Origin of the sequence: Mumia sp. (genome assembly GCF_028803055.1) — a bacterium.
Taxonomy (GTDB): Bacteria; Actinomycetota; Actinomycetes; order Propionibacteriales; family Nocardioidaceae; genus Mumia.
Genome location: NZ_JARBCJ010000044.1, coordinates 1 through 19,442, shown reverse-complemented (window position 1 = coordinate 19,442; position 19,442 = coordinate 1). Strand labels below are relative to the sequence as shown.

The window sequence follows — 19,442 nt, the reverse complement described above, 5'->3', positions numbered from 1 at the left end:
CTGCCGGGCCTCGAGCGCATCCTGCAGCTCGCGGATCTTGCGGTCGTTGCCCGATGTCTTGGCCGACTCCAGCTGGGCCTCGATGTCGGCCACGGACTTCTCGAGCTTGCTCACCGTGTCGTCGACACGGGCACGCGTCTCCGGGTTGCTCCGGCGCCACTCCTCGTCGGCGGCGGAGGCGATCGCCTTCTCGACCGCGCGCAGACGGCCTTCGAGCTCCTTCATCTGCCCACGCGGCACCTTGCCGGCGGCCTCCCAGCGGTCGGCGATGCCGCGCCATGCGGCACGAGCAGCGTCCAGGTCCTCGATGGGCAGGAGCGCCTCGGCCTCGGCGAGGATCTCCAGCTTGACCTCGGCGTTGGCGGCGTACTCCTCGTCGAGGCGCGAGTTGGCCTCGTCGCGCGCGCCGAAGAACGTGTCCTGAGCGCCGCGGAACCTCTTCCACAGGCGGTCGTCGATCCCGCGCGGCGCCGGGCCGGCGGCCTTCCACTGCGCCATGAGGTCACGGAACTTGCCGGCGGTCGGTCCCCAGTCGGTGGAGTCGGCGAGCGCCTCGGCCTCCAGGGTGAGGCGCTCCTTGATCTGCTGGGCCTGACCACGCCGCTCGTTCTGCTCCGCGAAGTGCGCCTTGCGGCGGCGGGTGTAGGCCGTACGGGCGGTGGAGAACCGGTGCCACAGCTCGTCGTCGACGGCCTTGTCGAGCCGGGGGAGCGACTTCCACTGCTCGAGCATCTCGCGCAGACGGTCGGCGCCCCGCCTCCAGTCGTCGCTGGCGGCGATCTCCTCGGCGGTGCGCGCGATCTCCTCCTTCTGGACCTGCGCTTCGGCGGCTCGCTCCGCGCGGGCGGCCTTTCGGCGCTCACGCTGGGCCTCGATCAGCGGGCCGAGCGCGTCGAGCCGGTCCTTCAGGGCGTCGAGGTCTCCGACGGCGGCCGCGTTGTCGACGGCCGTACGGACCTGGTCGACGGCACGCTTGGCGTCCTCCGGCGACAGGCTGTCGGAGGCGATCCGCTTCTCGAGGAGCTCCACCTCGACCGCGAGCCCTTCGTAGCGGCGGGTGAAGAGGGCCATGGCCTCGGCCGGGTCGCCGTCCGGCCACTGCCCGACGACGCGCTCGCCGTCCCGGGTCCGGACGTACACCGTCCCCTGGTCGTCGATGCGGCCCCAGGCCTCAGAAGGGTTCGAGAGGTTCTCGCTCACGTATCCACCTTGTCCGTTGTGTCGGGCACAGTCTAGAAGGATGACGGGCCGATGGTGCTCCTGTCCGTCCGTTTGGCGAGCGCGGCGCTCGTCGCGACGAAGCGAGTCGCCGCCGCCACGGGCGCTCGCGTACGCTGTTCCGTGTGCTGATCGCCGCTTTTCCCGCCGGCCCGCTGGCGGCCAACTGCTACTTCGTGGGTCGCGGACCCGGTACGGAGTGCGTGATCGTCGACCCCGGGATGGAGTCCCTCACGGGTATCCGTACGGTCGTCTCCGAGCAGAACCTCACGCCCGTCGCCGTCCTCGTCACGCACGGCCACTTCGACCACATGTGGCAGGTCGCCGATGTCGCGGAGGAGTACGGTGTGCCGGTCTACGTCCACCCGGCCGACCGGCACCTCCTGGCCGACCCGATGGCCGCGATCTCCGGGGAGTCCGCGGCGATGCTCCGTACGCAGTTCGGCCTCGACGACGCTCCGGAGTTCCGCGAGCCCGCCGACGTGCGTGACGCGACCGACGGCGCGGTGATCGAGGCCGCAGGCCTGAGCTTCACCGTCGACCACCTCCCCGGTCACACTCCGGGCACGGTCGTCTACCGGGTCGACCACACCGGCGACGAGCCCGTCTCCCAGGTCGCGTTCACCGGCGACTTCCTCTTCGCCGGCTCGATCGGACGCACGGACCTCGTCGGCGGCGACATGGACGAGATGGTGGCCAGCCTGCGGCGCTTCATGGAGCTGCCCGACGACGTGGCGGTCCTGCCCGGGCACGGCACCCAGAGCTCGGTGGGCCGCGAGCGCGCGACCAACCCGTTCGTGCAGCAGTACGTCGGCTCGCCGTCTGCGTCCGGACGAGAGGACGCCTGACGATGGCACGCCCCACACCCCTGTCGGGGTTCCCCGAGCTGCTGCCTGCCGACCGCTTCGCCGAGCAGCACGTCCTCGACCACCTGCGCCGCACGTTCGAGCTCCACGGCTTCGCGCCCGTGGAGACTCGCGCCGTCGAGCCGATGGACCAGCTGCTCCGCAAGGGTGAGATCGACAAGGAGGTCTACGTCCTGCGGCGCCTCCAGGCGGCCGAGGGGGAGGGCGACGCCGGGATCGGCCTGCACTTCGACCTCACCGTGCCGTTCGCGAGGTACGTCCTCGAGCACGCGGGCAAGTTGGAGTTCCCGTTCCGGCGCTACCAGATCCAGAAGGTCTGGCGAGGCGAGCGGCCCCAGGAAGGGCGGTTCCGGGAGTTCACCCAGGCCGACATCGACGTGGTGGCCAAGGACGAGCTCCCGTTCCACTTCGACGTCGAGATCGCGACCGTGATGGCCGAGGCGCTGTCTGGTCTGCCGGTCCCGCCGCTGCGGATCCAGGTCAACAACCGCAAGCTCCTCGAGGGCTTCTACCGCGGGCTCGGCGCGGCCGACCCGGCTGCCGTCATGCGGGTCATGGACAAGATCGACAAGCTCCCGGCGGACGGCGTGCGTGACCTCCTCGCCAAGGAGGACCTCGACGAGGAGCAGGCCGGCAAGTGCCTGGCGCTCGCCGGCATCCGGACCTCCGACGCGTCGTTCGTGGACCAGGTCCGCGCGCTCGGGGTCGACGACCCGCTGCTCGACGAGGGCCTGCAGGAGCTCGCCCAGCTGGTCGAGGCACTCGCAGCCGTCGAGCTCGACGGTGTCACGGTGACTGCCGACCTCCGCATCGCGCGCGGCCTCGACTACTACACGGGCTCGGTGTTCGAGACGGTGCTCGAAGGCTTCGAGAGCCTCGGGTCGATCTGTTCCGGCGGACGCTACGAGAAGCTGGCCGACGACGGCCGCAACGTCTATCCGGGCGTCGGCATCTCGCTGGGCGTGACCCGCCTGCTCGTCCCGCTGATCTCCCGAGGACACCTGACGACGTCGCGTGTCGTCCCCTCCGCTGTCCTCGTCGCGCTCGTCGACGAGGAGTCGCGTCCGCGGAGCAACGCGATCGCGCAGCGCCTGCGGGCACGCGGTGTCCCGACGGAGGTCGCCGCCGCTCCGCAGAAGTTCGGCAAGCAGATCCGGTACGCCGAGCGTCGGGGCATCCCGTACGTCTGGTTCCCGGCGACCGGCGACGGTGCCGACCAGGTCAAGGACATCCGCAGCGGAGACCAGGCCGACGCCGATCCGGACGTCTGGACCCCACCCGCCGACGACCTGCGCCCCGCCGTCGTCACCCCGAACGCCCCGACCCCCACGAACGACACCCGAGGAGCAACATCGTGATCCGCACCCACGAGGCAGGCAGCCTCCGCGCCACCGACGCAGGGACCCGCGTCACGCTGGCCGGCTGGGTGGCCCGCCGCCGTGACCACGGAGGCGTGGCGTTCATCGATCTGCGCGACGCCTCGGGTGTGGCGCAGGTCGTGATCAGGGACGAGGAGGTGGCCCGGCCCCTGCGCAGCGAGTTCTGCCTCAAGGTCGTGGGCACCGTTGAGCGCCGGCCCGAGGGCAACGACAACCCGAACCTCCCGACAGGTCAGATCGAGGTCATCGCGGACTCCGTGGAGATCCTCAGCGAGTCGGCGCCGCTGCCGTTCCCGGTCGAGGAGTTCCACGCCAGCCCCGTCGGCGAGGAGGTGCGCCTCAAGTACCGCTACCTCGACCTGCGCCGTGCCGAGATGGCCAAGAACCTGCGCACCCGCGCCGCCGTCACCCGGATCATCCGCGAGGTGATGGCCGAGCAGGGCTTCCTCGAGTTCGAGACGCCCAACCTCACGGCGTCGACGCCGGAGGGCGCTCGCGACTTCCTGGTGCCGGCCCGGACGCGTCCGGGCACCTGGTACGCCCTGCCGCAGTCGCCGCAGCTGTTCAAGCAGCTGCTGATGGTCGCCGGCATGGAGCGGTACTACCAGATCGCACGGTGCTTCCGCGACGAGGACAGCCGCGCCGACCGGCAGCCCGAGTTCACCCAGCTCGACGTCGAGATGAGCTTCCTCGAGGAGGAGGACGTCTACGCGCTCACCGAGGAGATCCTCGTGCGCATCTGGCGCGAGATCCTCGGCTACGAGATCCCGCTGCCGATCCCGCGGATGTCCTTCCGCGAGGCGGTGGCACGGTTCGGCATCGACCGCCCCGACATGCGGTTCGGGTGCGAGCTGGTCGACTTCACCGACTACTTCAAGGACACACCGTTCCGCGTCTTCGCTCCGAAGGGCCGTCACTGGCACGTCGGCGCGGTCGTGATGCCCGGCGGCGCCGACCAGCCCCGACGCACGCTCGACGCCTGGCAGGAGTTCGCGAAGGCGCGCGGCGCGAAGGGGCTTGCGTACGTGCTCGTCCAGGAGGACGGGACCCTCGGCGGTCCGGTCGCCAAGAACCTCTCGGAGTCCGAGCGCGAGGGTCTGGTCGCGCACGCCGGAGCCAAGCCGGGTGACTGCATCTTCTTCGCCGCCGACCAGTACAACGCCGCCAAGGCGCTGCTGGCGGCGGTGCGCGTGGAGATCGGTGAGCGTTGCGGCCTCATCGACCACGACCGGTGGGAGTTCCTCTGGGTCAACCAGGCCCCGATGTTCGAGTACGTGGGGGAGGACGGCCACGACGCGTGGACGTCGATCCACCACCCGTTCACCGCCCCGGCGCCGGAGTTCGCCGACACCTTCGACACCGATCCGGACTCGGCGCTGAGCCAGGCGTACGACATCACGCTCAACGGCAGCGAGCTCGGTGGCGGGTCGATCCGTATCCACCGCTCGGAGATGCAGAAGCGTGTCTTCGACGTGCTCGGACTGACCGAGGAGCAGGCGCAGGGCCAGTTCGGCTTCCTCCTCGAGGCCTTCCAGTACGGCCCGCCGCCGCACGGCGGCATCGCCCTCGGGATCGACCGCGTGGTCGCGCTGCTGACCGGCGCGGAGACCATCCGCGACGTGATCGCCTTCCCGAAGACGGCCTCCGGCGGCGATCCGCTGACCGGCGCGCCCGCGCCGATCACGGCGCAGCAGCGCAAGGAGGCCGGCATCGACGCGCCACCGCCGGGTACCGACGGCTGACGAAACCGTGACCGCGGTGTAGTCGCCGCGTGTCGGTGGGCTCCCCTAGGGTCGTGGGAGCGTGTCCCGCCCACGGGGCCCCGGGACGGAGGAGTGCTCGTGAGACGCGGGCTGAGGCAGGTTCTCGCGGTGCTCTGCGTCGGCGTGCTGATCGGCGCCTGCACCTCGCCTGACCGGCCGGCGGGTCCCGCGGCGACCACGGAGACGCCGGACCAGGTGGCAGCGGGCCGTGCGGGCAGCGCCACGGCCCCGGACGCCGCCGCGCCCGCCGCCGAGGTCCCGGGGGCGACGCGCGGCGGACTGCTGACGGTCCTCAGCTCCACGGTGCCCGAGTCGCTCGATCCAGCGCGATCGTCGTTCGTCGACACCCGGGGCATCCTGTCGGGGCTGCTGACCCGCTCGCTGACGCAGCTCCGCCGCAACCCCGTCACGGGCCGGATGGAGCTCGTCCCCGATCTCGCGACCGACCTCGGCGTGGCCAACGACGACCGCACCGCCTGGACGTTCACGCTGCGGTCGGGCGTCCGCTTCGAGAACGGCACCGCCGTGACCGCGCAGGACATCGCCTACGGCCTCCAGCGTGCCTTCGCCGCCGACGTGCTGCCCGGCGCCCCGTCGTACCTCCGTGCGTTCTTCCGTGACGGGGACCGCTATCAAGGGCCGTACGCGTCCGCGGCCGAGCTGCGTCGCCGTCCCGGGTACGCCCGCGGGTGGTACGCCGGCGCAGCCTTCCGCGGCGTCGAGGTGCGCGGACGGACGATCACCTTCCGCCTCCGGCGGCCGGTCGCCGAGATGCCCTACGTCGTCGCCCTGCCACAGTTCTCGCCGGTGCCCCGCGCCGCCGACGCCCGCCCGGCGGCGTACGGCGACCGGCTGGTCTCCACCGGCCCCTACCGGGTGGCGAGCCTGCGTCGCGGCACCACCCTCGTCCTCGTCCGCAACGCGCAGTGGGACCCGGCGACCGATCCGGGACGCCACCAGTACGCCGACGGCTGGACGTTCCTCTGGGGACAGGCCCCCGAACGCATCGACGAGCTGCTGCTCGAGAACGACGGTGACGCCCAGCGCGCGTTGAGCTACGACTCCCTCGGCCCCGAGGGCCTGGTCGCGATGCGCGAACGCGCCCCCTCGCGGGTCGCTGTGGCGGCGTCGCCCTGCACCTACCTGTGGCACGTCGACACCCGCCGGATCCCCGACCTGCGCGTGCGACGTGCACTCGGCTGGGCCTACCCGTACGAGGCGGCGTGGCGGGCCGGCCGAGAGACCGTCGGGGCGACCCGGCTCCCGGGCACGACGATCCTCCCGCCGGGGACCACAGGACACCGCTCGTACGACCCGCTGGGCAACGGCGGGCGTCGTACGGACGTCGCCGAGGCACGGCGTCTCCTGACGCGTGCCGATGCCCTCGGGTCGCGGGTCCGGTGGTACTACGCCAGCGACGTCCCGGAGAAGGTCGCCGTCAAGGACGTCGTGGTCACCTCGCTGCGCCGTGCAGGCTTCGATCCACGACCGATCGCGACCACCGCCGATCGTCTCCGCACCGTTCAGCTCGACCCCGACGGCCCGCACGACGTGGTCGATGCGGCTCGGTGCTCCGACTGGCCGACGGGTTCGTCGTGGTTCCCTGCGCAGTGGGAGACCGCCCCGGTTGATGGCCCTGGTCGGCCCAATCCGTCGATGCTGACTGAGCCAGGCGTCCAGCGCGAGATCGACCGGATCCTCGGCACCCTCACCGCCGCGGCCGCGGCCAGGGCGTGGGGTGCGCTCGACGAGCGGATCGGCACGCGCTACTACCCGGCGGTGGTGCTCGGCCACCGCGGAGTGGCTCTCGCGCGGGGGAGCAGGGTCGGGGGCATGTCGGTCAACGAGATGCTCGGTATGCCGATCTTCGCGGACCTGTACGTGGACCAGGGCAACTGAGTCGTACGTCGACCAGGGCACCTGAGGCGCCGCGTACGCTGGTGCGATGGACTCCGACGCCCTGTTCGACGTCCCCGACGTCGCTCCGCCTGCGTCGGGTGGCGGCAGCCTGAGCGATGCGCAGCACCGCGCCGCGCCGCTCGCGGTGCGGATGCGCCCGCGCACCCTCGACGAGCTGGTCGGCCAGGAGTCGCTGCTCGGCCCTGGGTCGCCGCTTCGGCGCATGATCCACGGCGACCAGTCGATGTCGCTGATCCTGTGGGGACCTCCGGGCACCGGCAAGACGACGCTCGCCTCGCTGGTGAGTCATCAGACCAACCGGCGCTTCGTCGAGGTGTCAGCGGTCTCCGCCGGGGTCAAGGAGGTCCGTGAGACGCTCGCGTCGGCGCGGCGACAGCTCTCCCAGGGCGGTCGGGAGACGGTCCTGTTCGTCGACGAGGTCCACCGCTTCTCCAAGGCGCAGCAGGACGCCCTGCTGCCCGGGGTCGAGAACCGCTGGGTGTCGCTGATCGCCGCGACCACGGAGAACCCGCACTTCTCCGTGATCTCGCCGCTGCTGTCGCGGTCGCTGCTCCTGACGCTCGAGCCGCTCACCGACGACGACGTCGCGACCCTCGTCGAGCGGGCGGTGCTCGACGAGCGAGGGCTCGGCGGCACGGTCAGCCTCGACGACGAGGCGCGTGACCACATCGTCCGGCTGGCAGGCGGCGACGCGCGCCGTGCCCTCACCTATCTCGAGGCGGCGGCCGGTGCTGCGGCGTCTCAGGAGCGGGAGCACATCACCGTCGAGGACGCCGCGAGCGCGGTCGACCGGGCGGCGGTGCGCTACGACCGCCAGGGCGACCAGCACTACGACGTGACGAGCGCGCTCATCAAGTCGATCCGTGGGTCCGACGTCGACGCGTCGCTGCACTACCTGGCGCGGATGGTCGAGGCGGGGGAGGACCCGAAGTTCCTCGCTCGCCGGCTGATGATCCTCGCGAGCGAGGACATCGGCCTCGCCGACCCGGTCGCCCTCCAGACCGCGGTCGCGGGAGCGCAGGCCGTCGCGATGATCGGCTTCCCCGAGGCCGCCCTGACGTTGTCGCAGGTCGTGATCACGCTCGCGCTCGCCCCCAAGTCCAACGCCGCCTACAAGGCGATCGCGGCCGCGACCGCCGACGTACGCGCGGGCAAGGCTGGTGCGGTCCCCCCGGCGCTGCGTGACGCCCACTACGCAGGCGCCAAGAAGCTGGGGCACGGCCACGACTACAAGTACGCGCACGACGACCCGCGCGGCGTGTCGGCCCAGCAGTACGCCCCGGACGAGATCGACGGGCAGGACTACTACCGCCCGACCGGGCGCGGGCAGGAGGCGGCGTACGCCGAGCGCGTGGCCCGGCTCCGAGAGATCCTGCGCGACCCCCGTGCCCGCGGTGGCGGCTGAGAGCGCCGTCGATCGGTAAGGGCTCGACGTCGATCGGTAGGGTCGGCTCATGCCGAACGAGTCCTGGGTCACCGTGCTCGCGTGCGGCGTCGCGATCCTCGCTCTCGCTGCCGCGCTGATGGCCTTCCGCGCGCTGCGGCGGCTACGACGAGAGGTACGGGGCCTCCAGGAGCGCGCCGGTGACCTGCCGCACGACGTCGATCGGCGTCTGCCGGCAGAGACGCCGCACGCGACGACGACGCAGCACGGGACGGGGGAGGTCGTCTACGCCCCGGTTCCGCTCGAACGCACCGACGGACGTGCGCGTCAGGTCCTCCCGCACGAGCACGCCGTGGTCACCCAGGACGGGACCGTCATCGTCCTTCCTTCGGGAGAGCAGCTGGTGGCGGCTACCATGGGACGTCCGTTGGTCCGCGGCGCCGTGCTCAGCCACGGACTGATGTACGCGTTGCGGCCCGAGAGCAGGGACCGGATCCGAGGGATCGTCCGTCGCGAGTTCCGCCGTCGCCGCAAGCTCAGGCGGCGTGCCGCACGGATGGCGGCACGGTCGGTCCCGGTCTCCCACGACGACACGAGCACGACGTCGTGGATCGGTGGCTCACCCCCGACGACCGAGCAGGAGGGCACACGATGAAGGGCCGCGTGCTGTGGTTCGTCGCGGGCACGACCGCGGGCGTGTACGGGAGCGTCAAGGCTCGACGCCTGGCCTACCGGCTCACCCCCGCAGGCGTCACCGACCAGATCGCCGCCTGGCAGCTCGGCGCCCAGGCGTTCGCCGACGAGCTCCGCACCGGCATGGCCCACCGCGAGGCCGAGATCGCCGCCCAGCTCGGGCTTCCGGCCCTGTCCCCGGCCGCTGACGACCGGCGTAGCCTCGGTGCCGCCCCGCCTGCGGCCCCGCACGCTCCACTTCCGCTCTCCCCGTACGACGAGTAAGGACAGCCACCCTCCATGGAAACAGCCGAGATCCGCCGCCGGTTCCTCGAACACTTCGAGAAGTCCGGGCACACGGTGGTGCCGTCGGCGTCCCTGATCCTGGACGACCCCAACCTGCTGTTCGTCAACGCGGGCATGGTGCCGTTCAAGGACTATTTCACGGGCGCGGCCAAGCCTCCCTACAACCGTGCCACCAGCTCGCAGAAATGCGTCCGCGCGGGCGGCAAGCACAACGATCTGGACAATGTCGGCTACACCGCCCGGCACCTGACCTTCTTCGAAATGCTGGGGAATTTCTCGTTCGGCGACTACTTCAAGGAAGGCGCCATCGAGCTGGCCTGGACCCTGGTCACCGGGTCGGTCGCCGAGGGCGGGCTGGGGTTCGACCCTGACAAGATCTGGGTGACGGTGCTGCCGAGCGACACCGAGGCGCGCGACGCGTGGCGGCGGGTCGCCGGGCTGCCGGACGAGCGCATCCAGGACCGCGGGCTGGAGGACAACTACTGGCACATGGGCGTCCCCGGACCGGGCGGTCCGTGCTCGGAGATCTACATCGACCGTGGGCCCGAGTACGGTCCGGACGGTGGCCCGGTCGTCGACGAGGACCGCTTCCTCGAGATCTGGAACCTCGTGTTCATGCAGGAGGAGCTCAGCCAGGTCCGGAGCAAGGCCGACTTCGACGTGGTCGGGCCGTTGCCCCGCAAGAACATCGACACCGGCATGGGTCTCGAGCGGGTGGCGTACCTGCTGCAGGGCAAGCAGAACATGTACGAGATCGATCAGGTCTTCCCGGTGATCGAGCGGGCCTCGGCCCTCTCCGGTCGTCGCTACGGCGCTGACGCTGGTGACGACGTCCGCTTCCGCGTGATCGCCGACCACGTCCGCAGCGGGCTCATGCTCATCGGCGACGGCGTCACGCCGGGCAACGAAGGGCGCGGCTACGTTCTGCGCCGTCTGCTCCGTCGCGCGGTGCGCTCGATGCGGCTCCTCGGCTACGACGACCCGGCGCTGCCCGAGCTGCTGCCGGTCAGCCGCGACCAGATGTCTCGGGCGTACCCGGAGATCGCCTCCGACTTCGCGCGCATCTCGCAGATCGCGTACGCGGAGGAGGACGCGTTCCGCCAGACCCTGGCCAAGGGCACGCAGATCTTCGACCTCGCGGCGGACACCGTCAAGCAGGAGGGTGCCTCCACCCTCGGCGGCGACAAGGCGTTCCAGCTGCACGACACGTACGGCTTCCCGATCGATCTCACGCTCGAGATGGCCGCCGAGCAAGGGCTGGCGGTCGACGAGGCCGGCTTCCGGGCCCTGATGTCCGAGCAGCGAGCACGTGCGAAGGCGGACGCGAAGTCCAAGAAGGGCCAGCACGCCGACACCACGATCTACCGTGACGCCCTCAGTGCGTCCGGTCCGACGGAGTGGCTGGCGTACGAGACGCTGAGCACCGAGTCGTCGGTGCGCTCGCTGATCCAGGAGGCCGGACGCACGCAGGCCGTGGGGGAGTCCCAGGTCGCCGAGGTCGTGCTCGACCGGACCCCCTTCTATGCCGAGTCCGGCGGGCAGAGCGCGGATGCGGGCGTGCTCGTGTGGGACGGCGGTCGAGCGGAGGTCCTCGACGTTCAGCGCCCGGTGCGCGGTCTGGTCGTCCACCAGGTGCGGGTCCTCGAGGGAGAGCTGACCGAGGGCACGTCGTTGCAGGCCGACGTGGACCCGCAGTGGCGTGTCGGTGCGTGCCAGGCACACTCGGGCACCCATGTGGTCCACGCCGCTCTGCGCGAGGTGCTCGGCCCCACCGCACTCCAGAGCGGCTCGTACAACCGGCCGGGCTACCTCCGGCTCGACTTCGGCTGGTCCAGCGCGCTGTCGCCGGAGCAGCTGCACGACGTCGAGCAGGCCGCCAACGTCGCGCTCCGCGAGGACCTGCCCGTGAGCGCCGCGACCATGTCGCTCGCGCGGGCGAAGGAGATCGGCGCGCTGGCGCTGTTCGGCGAGACCTACGGCGAGGACGTGCGGGTCGTCGAGATCGGCGGGCCGTGGTCGCGCGAGCTGTGCGGTGGCACCCACGTCTCACGGTCGTCGCAGATCGGGACGATCGTGCTCACGTCGGACTCGTCGGTCGGCGCGGGCAACCGACGCGTCGAGGCTGTCGTCGGGCTCGAGGGCTTCTCGTACCTGGCCCGTGAGCGCGATCTCGTCGCCCAGGTCAGCGACCTGCTCAAGGTGCAGCGCGCGGACGTGCCGGGACGGGTCGCCGACCTCGTCGGGCGGCTCCGCGCGGTCGAGAAGGAGGTCGAGAAGCTCCGCTCGGCGCAGCTCCTGTCGTCGGTCTCCGACCTCGCCGCGGGCGCGGCGGACGTCGGTGGCGTCGCGTACGTCGGCCACGTCGCCGACGGGCTCGCCGCCAAGGACGCACGGACACTCGCGCTCGACGTTCGTGGGCGTCTCGACCCCGCGCGGCCGTCGGTGGTCACGGTGATCGGCACGGCGGACGGCAAGGCGGCCTGCGTCGTCGCGGTCAATGACGCCGGGCGCGCCGCGGGTCTTGCTGCCGGCACCCTCATCAAGCCGGCGATGGACGCCCTCGGCGGACGTGGCGGCGGCAAGGCCGACGTGGCGCAAGGTGGCGGCACCGAGGTCGGTGCGGCACCGGCTGCGCTCGAGGCGGTTCGCCGCGCGATCCAGGACGCGGTCTGACGTGCGCCGCGGGACCCGAATCGGGGTCGACGTCGGCGACGTACGGATCGGTGTGAGCACCTGTGATCCTTCCGGGATCCTGGCGACCCCCGTCGAGACGGTGGCGGCCGGTCCTGAGTCGGTACGCGACATCCTGGCCATCGCGGATGATCGTCAAGCCATCGAAATTGTGGTTGGCTTGCCACGGTCGCTCTCGGGAGACATGGGGCCCGCAGCACGCAAGGTGAGGGCCTACGCCGAGGAGCTGGCGGCAGCGTCGGCTCCAACCCCGGTCAGGCTCGTGGACGAGAGGATGTCGACGGTGACTGCACAGCAGGGCCTGCGCCAGGCCGGCCGGAAGGCGAAGCAGCAACGCTCTGTCGTGGATCAGGCCGCTGCGGTCGTGATCCTCCAGTCCGCGCTCGACATCGAGCGGACGAGCGGCAACCTTCCCGGTGAGCTGATCGAGGTGGGCTCGTGAGCGACCTCGGTATCCTGCCCGACCGTGAGCGCCGCCCCGCCGGCCACCGGGCCGCCCGCGCGCAGAAGAAGCAACGCCGCGGACCCGGCTGCTTCTTCCTCCTGCTCATCGTCGCCGCCGTCTGCGTCGGCGGCTATCTCGGCGTCTCCAAGCTCGTGGGTGCTGCCGGCGACTTCCTCGGTGGACCCGAGGACTACTCCGGTGACGGCACCGGGAGCGTCGTCATCGAGGTCCGCAAGGGCGACACCGTGGCGGCCATCGGGCGGGAGCTGAAGGCGAAGGGCGTCGTCGCGAGTGTCGATGCGTTCCTCGAGGCAGCCTCGGGTGCGCCGGAGATGAACCAGGTGCAGCCCGGCTTCTACCAGCTCAAGAAGGAGATGGCGGCACGCTCGGCGGTCACGACGCTGATCAGTCCGGACAGTCGCGTCGACGCGTCCATCTCGGTGCCGGAGGGCGCTCGGGTCGACCAGGTCGTCGCCCAGATCGTCAAGCGGACAGAGTTCTCCAAGAAGGACGTCATGGCCGCCCTGGAGGATCCGAAGCTCGGTCTCCCTGCGGCGGCCGACGGTGATCCTCAGGGTTACCTCTTCCCGGCCACCTACACCGTCGCGCCCGACGCGACGCCGCTCTCGCTGCTCCAGCAGATGGTCAAGAAGGCGGTCGAGATGGAGAGCGACCTCGACCTCGAGGGTCGCGCCGCGGCGCTGGGGATCACGCCGCACGAGGCACTCACCATCGCGAGCATCGTCGAGGCGGAGTCGGGTCGTGCGAAGGATGCGCCGAAGGTCGCGCGGGTGATCTACAACCGCCTGGACGTCGGCATGGCGCTGCAGATGGATTCCACGGTCCACTTCGTCTCCGGCAAGGACGGCTCGGTGTGGACCGACAGCACCGACCGCGACTCCGACTCCCCGTACAACACGTACAAGGTCGTCGGTCTGCCGCCGGGACCGATCGGCAACCCGGGTGAGGCGGCGCTGGAGGCCACCCTGAACCCGGCTGACGGCGACTGGCTCTATTTCGTCGCGGTCGACCTCGACACCGGCGAGACGAAGTTCGCGCCGTCGCTCGAGGAGCACAACCGCAACATCGCCGAGCTGCGGGAGTTCTGCACGACGTCCGAGAAGTGCTGATGCCCCGCTGTGCCGTGCTCGGGAGCCCCATCTCGCACTCGCTGTCACCGGTCATGCACCGGGCTGCGTACGCCGAGCTGGGACTGTCCGACTGGAGCTATGACGCGTTGGAGGTCGATGAGGACGGCATCGGCCCGTTCCTCTCGGGGCTCGACGAGGCGTGGCGTGGGCTGTCGCTGACGATGCCGCTGAAGCGAGCGGTCATCCCGTACCTCGACACCGTTCACGAGACGGGCCGCGAGGTCGGCGGCGTCAACACCGTCATCATCGACGTCGAAGGCAGGCACGGGTTCAACACCGACGTGTCAGGGGGTACGGCAGCGCTCCGGGAGCGAGGCGTCCACGAGGTCGAGGACGCGCTCGTCATCGGCGCCGGAGCGACAGCGGAGTCGATGGTGGCCTCGTTGCGGCGTCTCGGCCTGCGCCGCGTCACCCTCGCCGTCCGTTCGCTGGACCGCGGGGCGCTTCTCGCGGAGCGGATCACGAGCGCGGCCGGCGGCGAGGACGCGATCGCGGTGGAGGTCGTCGGCATGGGGGCGGACCTCGCTCGCTCGGCCGAGGTCGTGGTCTCGACCGTCCCGGCCGACGCGGTCGCGCCGTTCGCGCAGATGCTCGCGATGCGGTGCGACGCCGTCCTCGACGTCGTCTACGACCCGTGGCCGACCCCGCTCGCCCGAGCCGCTCACGCCGAGGCGGTCCCCATCGTCTCGGGACTCGACCTGCTCGCGCACCAGGGCGCCGAACAGGTCCGGCTCATGACCGGTCACGAGGTGTCGGCCGTGCTGCTCCGCGACGCCGCGCTCGCGGCGTTGTCGGCGTGCCGCTAGCGACCCGCACCGCGGGTCGTCGCGGTCACGCGGGCGCGTGGTTCGTTGCGGTCACGCGGAGAGTCGCGGTCACGCGCTCAGCAGGGCGGCGAACCGTGACTCCATCGCCGACCTTGTCGCTGACTCCATCGCTGACTCAGGCTCGCCTTCGCCCCCTCGGGAGGCCGGCGGTGGGACACGCGCGGCGCCGCGCCGCCGCGACGTGTGGAGATGGCCGGTCGGTGTCCGCCACCGCACCTCCGAGGGCAGGGTCCTGTCAGGCGACGCTCTGCCTGTGACCGCCCAGCCGGGGAGCTCCTTGACGAGGTTGTCGGACTGGCACGCACCTTGGGCGTTGCTGGCGGACGTGGACCCGCCGCGCGCGTAGGGCACCACATGGTCGATGTCGCGGATCCGACAGTCGCACCACGGTCTGCGGCACTGACCGTCGACCACCTGCACGAGTCGCCGAACCGCCGCGGTGAACCGGCGCGCCCGCGGGTCGGAGCCGGTGAGCGTCTCGCCGTCCGGAGCGGTGAAGAACCGACGGACCCAGGCATGCTCGGACGACGCGAGGCGGCGCGCCAGCTCGGCCGGGACCGGACCGTAGCCGGTGAGCGTCGCCGGGGCGTCAGCGGACGTGAACAGCGTGTCGGCCGTCATGACCACCCCGACCTCGACGCCGAGGTGCGCCCAACCGTCCTGCTTCACGCCGACCCCGGTCAGCGCCTCGACCGCGAGGTCGGCTGTGATCTGTCGGATGGTGCGAGGATCGCCGTCCGCGCGGCGGGCAGACGCGTCACGGTCGAGGCGCTCGAAGGCGCTCACGAGCTGCTCCGCGGGCGCGTACACCGTCATCGTGGCCATGGCATCGAGCTCCGGTCGCAGCGACACGGCACGCTCGGCGCGAGCACGGACCACGCGCTCGTAGGCGGCGTGCGGGTCGGAGGCGAGGACGAGACGGCGCGCCTCCTGGGCGGCGCGTCGCGGTGAGAGCTCGGGGAGCACCGGCGCCAGCTGGGCGTCGATGAGGCGCCGGTCGTCGAGCGACGCGAACGTCGTCTCACGGCAGACCGCTGCCGCGACACCCTGCGAGATCGTGCCGTCGCGGAGCAGGTCGTGGGTCCGAGGGTGGACTGCGAGCGCTCGGGCCAGCGCGTACGTGGTCTCGCCGGACGGAGTCGAGACGCGGCGAGCCAGTGCGATCTCGGCGAACAACGACCGCGTGAGAACCGTCTCGTCGACCCGGTCGTCCATCACCCGCCGCCGGCGCTCGTCGAGCATCTGGACGGCCTCGAGCTGGGTGCCCTGGGCGATCCGCACCACCTCCTCGCACGCCGTGACGAGGTCGACCTCGGCAGCGCCCAGCTCGATCGCGTCGGCGCCGTGGTGCGTGGCTCGCGAGCGCACCGCCGCCACCACCGCGTGGACCCCCGCGACGAGCGTGGCCGCGAGGTCGGCGGCGGCCGTCTCGGGAAGGGCGTGATCGAACATGTGTACGACGCTATCGGGTGTCACTGACAACCCCGGTCACGCGTGCTCGGGCCAGGGGAGGACGCGCAGCCGCGGCCACTCGCGTGCCCAGCGGGCGGTCTTCTCGTCGTAGACGTGCCGCGGCGCGAGCACCGGGTTGGGTCGCACGACCATCCCGAAGACGTCGCCCAGACCGTGCGGCGCGTAGACCTGCCAGCCGCCGTCGGCTCCGAGGCGGAGGCCGACGCAGCACGTGGTGGCGGCGAAGTGGTCGATGGCGTCCTCCGAGGACCGGAACGGGGGACAGGCGACGCCGAACCGAGCCTCGTACCAGAGGTGCACCCTCGCCTCGTTGCGGACCTCCACCTCCACGCCGAGGTCGTCGAAGACCTCCGCCGCCCGACGCACGACGACATCCTCCGCCTCCCAGGAGAGGTCGCTCGCGTCGTGGTAGAAGACGTCGTAGTCGCGGATCCCCGCGTCGGCCGGGCGATCGCACACGACGTTCCACACCGTCTGGAAGACAGCGCCCGCCGTGACGTACCAGCCGGGGAGGTCGAGCGCCGCGGTGCGTTCGAGCACGGTGACGAGGGTGGGGTTCTGCGCGAGAGCGTCGCGGAGTGCGGCGACCTGCTCGTCGAGCGGAAGCTGGGATCGGAGGTCCGGGGTCACTGGGGCATCGTCGCAGCGCCTGGGGACAACGCGGCTGAGCATGTCCTCAACCGGGCTATCGTTCCCCCGTGCCCGAGCCTCTGGTCGCCGCCATGATCGCCGCCGTCGCCGCGGCGGTCGGTGGCCTGGTCGCGCCGTGGTCGATCGCCCGCCTGCCGGAGCCGGCAACCGACGCGGCCGTCACCGTGCCCTCCGCCCGGCGCAAGATCCCGTACGCCGAGCTGGCGGCGCGGCCGCACCTTCCCGCGGCGCTCGCCGCCGTCTGCGCGGTGCTCGCCTCGGCGCTCGGCTGGCGTCTGGGTCTCGATCCCGCGCTACCGCTCTGGATCGGCTTCATCGTCCTCGGGGTCGTGCTCTCGTCCATCGACTGGCACACGCACCTCCTGCCCAAACGCCTCGTCCTCCCCGCCTACCCTGTCGCGCTGCTCCTCGCAGGGGTCGTCGCGCTCGCCGAGGGGAGCGCCGACGTGCTCGTCCGCGTGGCGGTGGGTTGGGCCGCGGTGTCCGGCGTGTACGCCCTGCTCTGGTTCGTCGCCCCGCGCGGCATCGGCTACGGCGACGTCCGGCTGTCGGGCCTGATCGCGATCGCGCTGGCGACGCTTGGGTGGGCCGAGCTGATCGTCGGTGCCTATGCGGGGTTCGTGCTCGGCGCCGTCGGGGGAGTCGCGCTCGCCGTCGCGGGTCTGGTCGACCGCTTGGCCTTCCCCTTCGGTCCGTTCATGGTGCTCGGCGCGTGGTCCGGCGCGATGTGGGGAGTCGCACTCCTCGGGACATGGGGCTGAGCCCGGCGCGAGACCGCGGCGGGCGCGGCGCGCATGCATGACAGACTTGCCCCATGCTGCGTTGGTTGACGGCCGGGGAGTCGCACGGTCCTGCACTGGTTGCCGTCGTCGAGGGGATGCCTGCGGGCGTCTCGGTGACGAGCGCCACGATCTCGGACGCGCTCGCGCGACGTCGGCTCGGCTACGGCCGCGGTGCGCGGATGAACTTCGAGGCCGACGAGCTCGAGATCGTCGGCGGCATCCGCCACGGGCTCACGCTCGGCAGCCCGATCGCCCTGCGGATCGGCAACAGCGAGTGGCCGAAGTGGGAGCAGGTGATGTCGGCCGACCCGGTCGACCCCGAGGAGCTCGCAGGCGTCGCCCGCAACGCCCCGTTGACCCGCCCGCGACCCGGTCACGCCGATCTCGTCGGCATGCAGAAGTATGGCTTCGACGAGGCCCGTCCGATCCTCGAACGGGCGAGCGCTCGCGAGACAGCCGCGCGCGTCGCCCTGGGAGCAGTCGCGACCGCGTTCCTGCGCCAGGTGTGCGGGGCGACGGTGCTCAGCCACGTCGTCGAGTTCGGCTCGGTCAAGGCGCCCGCGGGCCTCCTCCCGACGATCGACGACGTCGAGCGACTCGACGCCGACCCGGTGCGCACGCTCGACCCGGCCACCTCGGCCGCGATGGTCGCGGAGGTCGACGCCGCACGCAAGGACGGCGACACCCTCGGCGGCATCGTCGAGGTGGTCGTGCACGGCCTCCCGCCGGGTCTCGGCAGCCACGTCCACTGGGACCGCCGCCTCGACGCACGTCTGGCCTCCGCACTGATGGGCATCCAGGCGATCAAGGGTGTGGAGGTCGGTGACGGCTTCGAGCTCGCCCGTACCCGTGGGTCGCTGGCCCACGACGAGATCGTCGGCACCGAGGACGGCATCCGCCGTGCGTCGGGTCGCTCGGGTGGGACGGAGGGCGGCATGTCGACGGGCGAGGTGCTCCGGGTGCGCGCCGCCATGAAGCCGATCGCGACCGTGCCCCGCGCCCTCCGGACGATCGACGTGGCGACCGGCGAGCCCGCGCAGGCTCACCACCAGCGTTCCGACGTGGCCGCGGTGCCCGCTGCGGGCATCGTCGCCGAGGCCATGGTCGCGCTCACGCTGGCCGACGTCCTGCTCGAGAAGTGCGGTGGCGACTCCGTCACCGAGACCGCCCGCCACGTCGCGTCCTACCTCGACGCGATGACGCCCGCGTGAGCGCGTCGACGCCCGGGACCCCGCAGCGGCCGCTCGTCGTCCTGGTCGGTCCGCCCGGCGCCGGCAAGTCGACCGTGGCGGCGCTGCTCGCCGACGCGCTCGGGGTCGACGTGCGCGACACCGACCGTGACATCGAGGAGGCCGCGGGCGTCAGCATCGGCGACCTGTTCGTCACGCACGGCGAGGAGCACTTCCGGCGGCTCGAGGTCGAGGCGGTCGCCGCGGCGCTCGCTGAGCACGGCGGGGTCGTCGCCCTCGGCGGAGGTGCGGTCATGCGCGAGGAGACGCGGGCGGCGCTCTCGGGCCACACGGTGGTCTTCCTCGACGTCGGGCTCGCCGAGGCTGCGGCGCGCGTCGGCCTCACGGGCACGAGGCCGCTTCTGCTCGGCAACGTACGCTCGCAGATGAAGGCTCTGCTCGACGCCCGGCGCCCGACGTACGAGGCGGTGGCGACGCACGTGGTCGCCACCGACGGCCGTACGCCGTCCGACATCGCCGAGGAGATCCTGACTCTGCTCGGGTGACCGAGCACCAGACCCCGTCCGTCCGCCGCCCGCGCACCACCGGCCGCTCATCGAGGAGTTTCGTCGTGGCAGAGACCACCCGGATCAATGTCGACACCGACGCCCCGTACGAGGTCCTTCTCGGGACCGGACTGAGCGGCGAGCTCCCAGGGCTGATCCCCGAGGACGCCGTCCGCGCC

17 protein-coding genes are annotated in these 19,442 nt (G+C 71.7%); 14 read left to right on the top strand and 3 right to left on the bottom strand.

Going from position 1 to position 19,442, the window contains the following annotated elements; genetic code table 11:
* A partial coding sequence (locus tag PV363_RS06505) for a DUF349 domain-containing protein (RefSeq protein WP_301021940.1) occupies positions 1–1,200 on the bottom strand: 1,200 nt, incomplete at its 3' end.
* A gap of 143 nt (positions 1,201–1,343) precedes the next feature.
* Between PV363_RS06505 and PV363_RS06500 the strand changes: the two genes are divergently transcribed.
* The 11 genes from PV363_RS06500 (at position 1,344) to PV363_RS06450 (ending at position 14,601) form a co-directional block, all read left to right on the top strand.
* Positions 1,344–2,066, top strand: coding sequence for an MBL fold metallo-hydrolase (locus PV363_RS06500; protein ID WP_220344606.1), 723 nt, complete (start codon positions 1,344–1,346; stop codon positions 2,064–2,066).
* 2 nt (positions 2,067–2,068) lie between these two features.
* Positions 2,069–3,442, top strand: a complete 1,374-nt coding sequence (hisS, locus tag PV363_RS06495) for a histidine--tRNA ligase (protein ID WP_220365673.1) — start codon at positions 2,069–2,071, stop codon at positions 3,440–3,442.
* Positions 3,439–5,205 carry an aspartate--tRNA ligase gene (gene aspS, locus PV363_RS06490; RefSeq protein WP_220344611.1) on the top strand — a complete coding sequence of 589 codons (1,767 nt, stop codon included), beginning with the start codon at positions 3,439–3,441 and terminating at the stop codon, positions 5,203–5,205. The genes hisS and aspS overlap by 4 nt, the downstream gene beginning before the upstream one ends.
* A 99-nt stretch (positions 5,206–5,304) precedes the next feature.
* Positions 5,305–7,125, top strand: a complete 1,821-nt coding sequence (locus tag PV363_RS06485; RefSeq protein WP_301021939.1) for an ABC transporter substrate-binding protein — start codon at positions 5,305–5,307, stop codon at positions 7,123–7,125.
* A 46-nt stretch (positions 7,126–7,171) separates the two neighbouring features.
* Positions 7,172–8,551 (top strand): replication-associated recombination protein A, encoded by a 1,380-nt coding sequence (locus tag PV363_RS06480; RefSeq protein ID WP_220344613.1) that lies wholly within the window; start codon positions 7,172–7,174, stop codon positions 8,549–8,551.
* 49 nt (positions 8,552–8,600) lie between these two features.
* On the top strand, positions 8,601–9,185 hold the full coding sequence (locus PV363_RS06475) for a hypothetical protein (RefSeq protein ID WP_301021938.1): 585 nt from the start codon (positions 8,601–8,603) through the stop codon (positions 9,183–9,185).
* Positions 9,182–9,487 carry a DUF6167 family protein gene (locus PV363_RS06470; RefSeq protein WP_220347148.1) on the top strand — a complete coding sequence of 102 codons (306 nt, stop codon included), beginning with the start codon at positions 9,182–9,184 and terminating at the stop codon, positions 9,485–9,487. Before PV363_RS06475 ends, PV363_RS06470 begins: the two co-directional genes overlap by 4 nt.
* Positions 9,488–9,502: 15 nt before the next feature.
* Positions 9,503–12,181 carry an alanine--tRNA ligase gene (alaS, locus tag PV363_RS06465; protein ID WP_301021937.1) on the top strand — a complete coding sequence of 893 codons (2,679 nt, stop codon included), beginning with the start codon at positions 9,503–9,505 and terminating at the stop codon, positions 12,179–12,181.
* A complete protein-coding gene (gene ruvX / locus PV363_RS06460; protein WP_308289381.1) occupies positions 12,078–12,641 on the top strand; it encodes a Holliday junction resolvase RuvX in 564 nt (187 codons plus the stop codon). Before alaS ends, ruvX begins: the two co-directional genes overlap by 104 nt.
* Positions 12,638–13,774: an endolytic transglycosylase MltG gene (mltG, locus tag PV363_RS06455; RefSeq protein WP_220344618.1), complete on the top strand. Its 1,137-nt coding sequence runs from the start codon at positions 12,638–12,640 to the stop codon at positions 13,772–13,774. The genes ruvX and mltG overlap by 4 nt, the downstream gene beginning before the upstream one ends.
* Positions 13,774–14,601, top strand: a complete 828-nt coding sequence (locus tag PV363_RS06450; protein WP_220365666.1) for a shikimate dehydrogenase — start codon at positions 13,774–13,776, stop codon at positions 14,599–14,601. Before mltG ends, PV363_RS06450 begins: the two co-directional genes overlap by 1 nt.
* A gap of 69 nt (positions 14,602–14,670) precedes the next feature.
* Here PV363_RS06450 and PV363_RS06445 read toward each other — a convergent pair whose 3' ends face one another.
* Complete coding sequence (locus tag PV363_RS06445; protein ID WP_301021936.1) at positions 14,671–16,074, bottom strand: HNH endonuclease; 1,404 nt, start codon at positions 16,072–16,074, stop codon at positions 14,671–14,673.
* A gap of 36 nt (positions 16,075–16,110) precedes the next feature.
* Positions 16,111–16,725 (bottom strand): nucleotidyltransferase family protein, encoded by a 615-nt coding sequence (locus PV363_RS06440; RefSeq protein ID WP_220347152.1) that lies wholly within the window; start codon positions 16,723–16,725, stop codon positions 16,111–16,113.
* Positions 16,726–16,793: 68 nt separating this feature from the next.
* Between PV363_RS06440 and PV363_RS06435 the strand changes: the two genes are divergently transcribed.
* From PV363_RS06435 to PV363_RS06425, 3 genes are read left to right on the top strand one after another with little or no spacing between them, the layout of a single operon-like run.
* Positions 16,794–17,507 (top strand): A24 family peptidase, encoded by a 714-nt coding sequence (locus PV363_RS06435; protein ID WP_301021935.1) that lies wholly within the window; start codon positions 16,794–16,796, stop codon positions 17,505–17,507.
* Between the two features lie 53 nt (positions 17,508–17,560).
* Entirely contained in the window at positions 17,561–18,739 is a 1,179-nt protein-coding gene (aroC, locus tag PV363_RS06430; RefSeq protein ID WP_301021934.1) for a chorismate synthase, read from the top strand.
* Entirely contained in the window at positions 18,736–19,263 is a 528-nt protein-coding gene (locus PV363_RS06425; RefSeq protein ID WP_220347153.1) for a shikimate kinase, read from the top strand. The genes aroC and PV363_RS06425 overlap by 4 nt, the downstream gene beginning before the upstream one ends.
* Positions 19,264–19,442: the final 179 nt, after the last annotated feature.

Excerpts from the sequence above, each read along its gene's own strand:
- hisS (WP_220365673.1), top strand. The coding sequence starts at position 2,069 with ATGGCACGCCCCACACCCCTGTCGGGGTTCCCCGAGCTGCTGCCTGCC.
- PV363_RS06480 (WP_220344613.1), top strand. The coding sequence starts at position 7,172 with ATGGACTCCGACGCCCTGTTCGACGTCCCCGACGTCGCTCCGCCTGCG.
- PV363_RS06475 (WP_301021938.1), top strand. The coding sequence starts at position 8,601 with ATGCCGAACGAGTCCTGGGTCACCGTGCTCGCGTGCGGCGTCGCGATC.
- PV363_RS06470 (WP_220347148.1), top strand. The coding sequence starts at position 9,182 with ATGAAGGGCCGCGTGCTGTGGTTCGTCGCGGGCACGACCGCGGGCGTG.
- alaS (WP_301021937.1), top strand. The coding sequence starts at position 9,503 with ATGGAAACAGCCGAGATCCGCCGCCGGTTCCTCGAACACTTCGAGAAG.
- PV363_RS06450 (WP_220365666.1), top strand. The coding sequence starts at position 13,774 with ATGCCCCGCTGTGCCGTGCTCGGGAGCCCCATCTCGCACTCGCTGTCA.
- PV363_RS06445 (WP_301021936.1), bottom strand. The coding sequence starts at position 16,074 with ATGTTCGATCACGCCCTTCCCGAGACGGCCGCCGCCGACCTCGCGGCC.
- aroC (WP_301021934.1), top strand. The coding sequence starts at position 17,561 with ATGCTGCGTTGGTTGACGGCCGGGGAGTCGCACGGTCCTGCACTGGTT.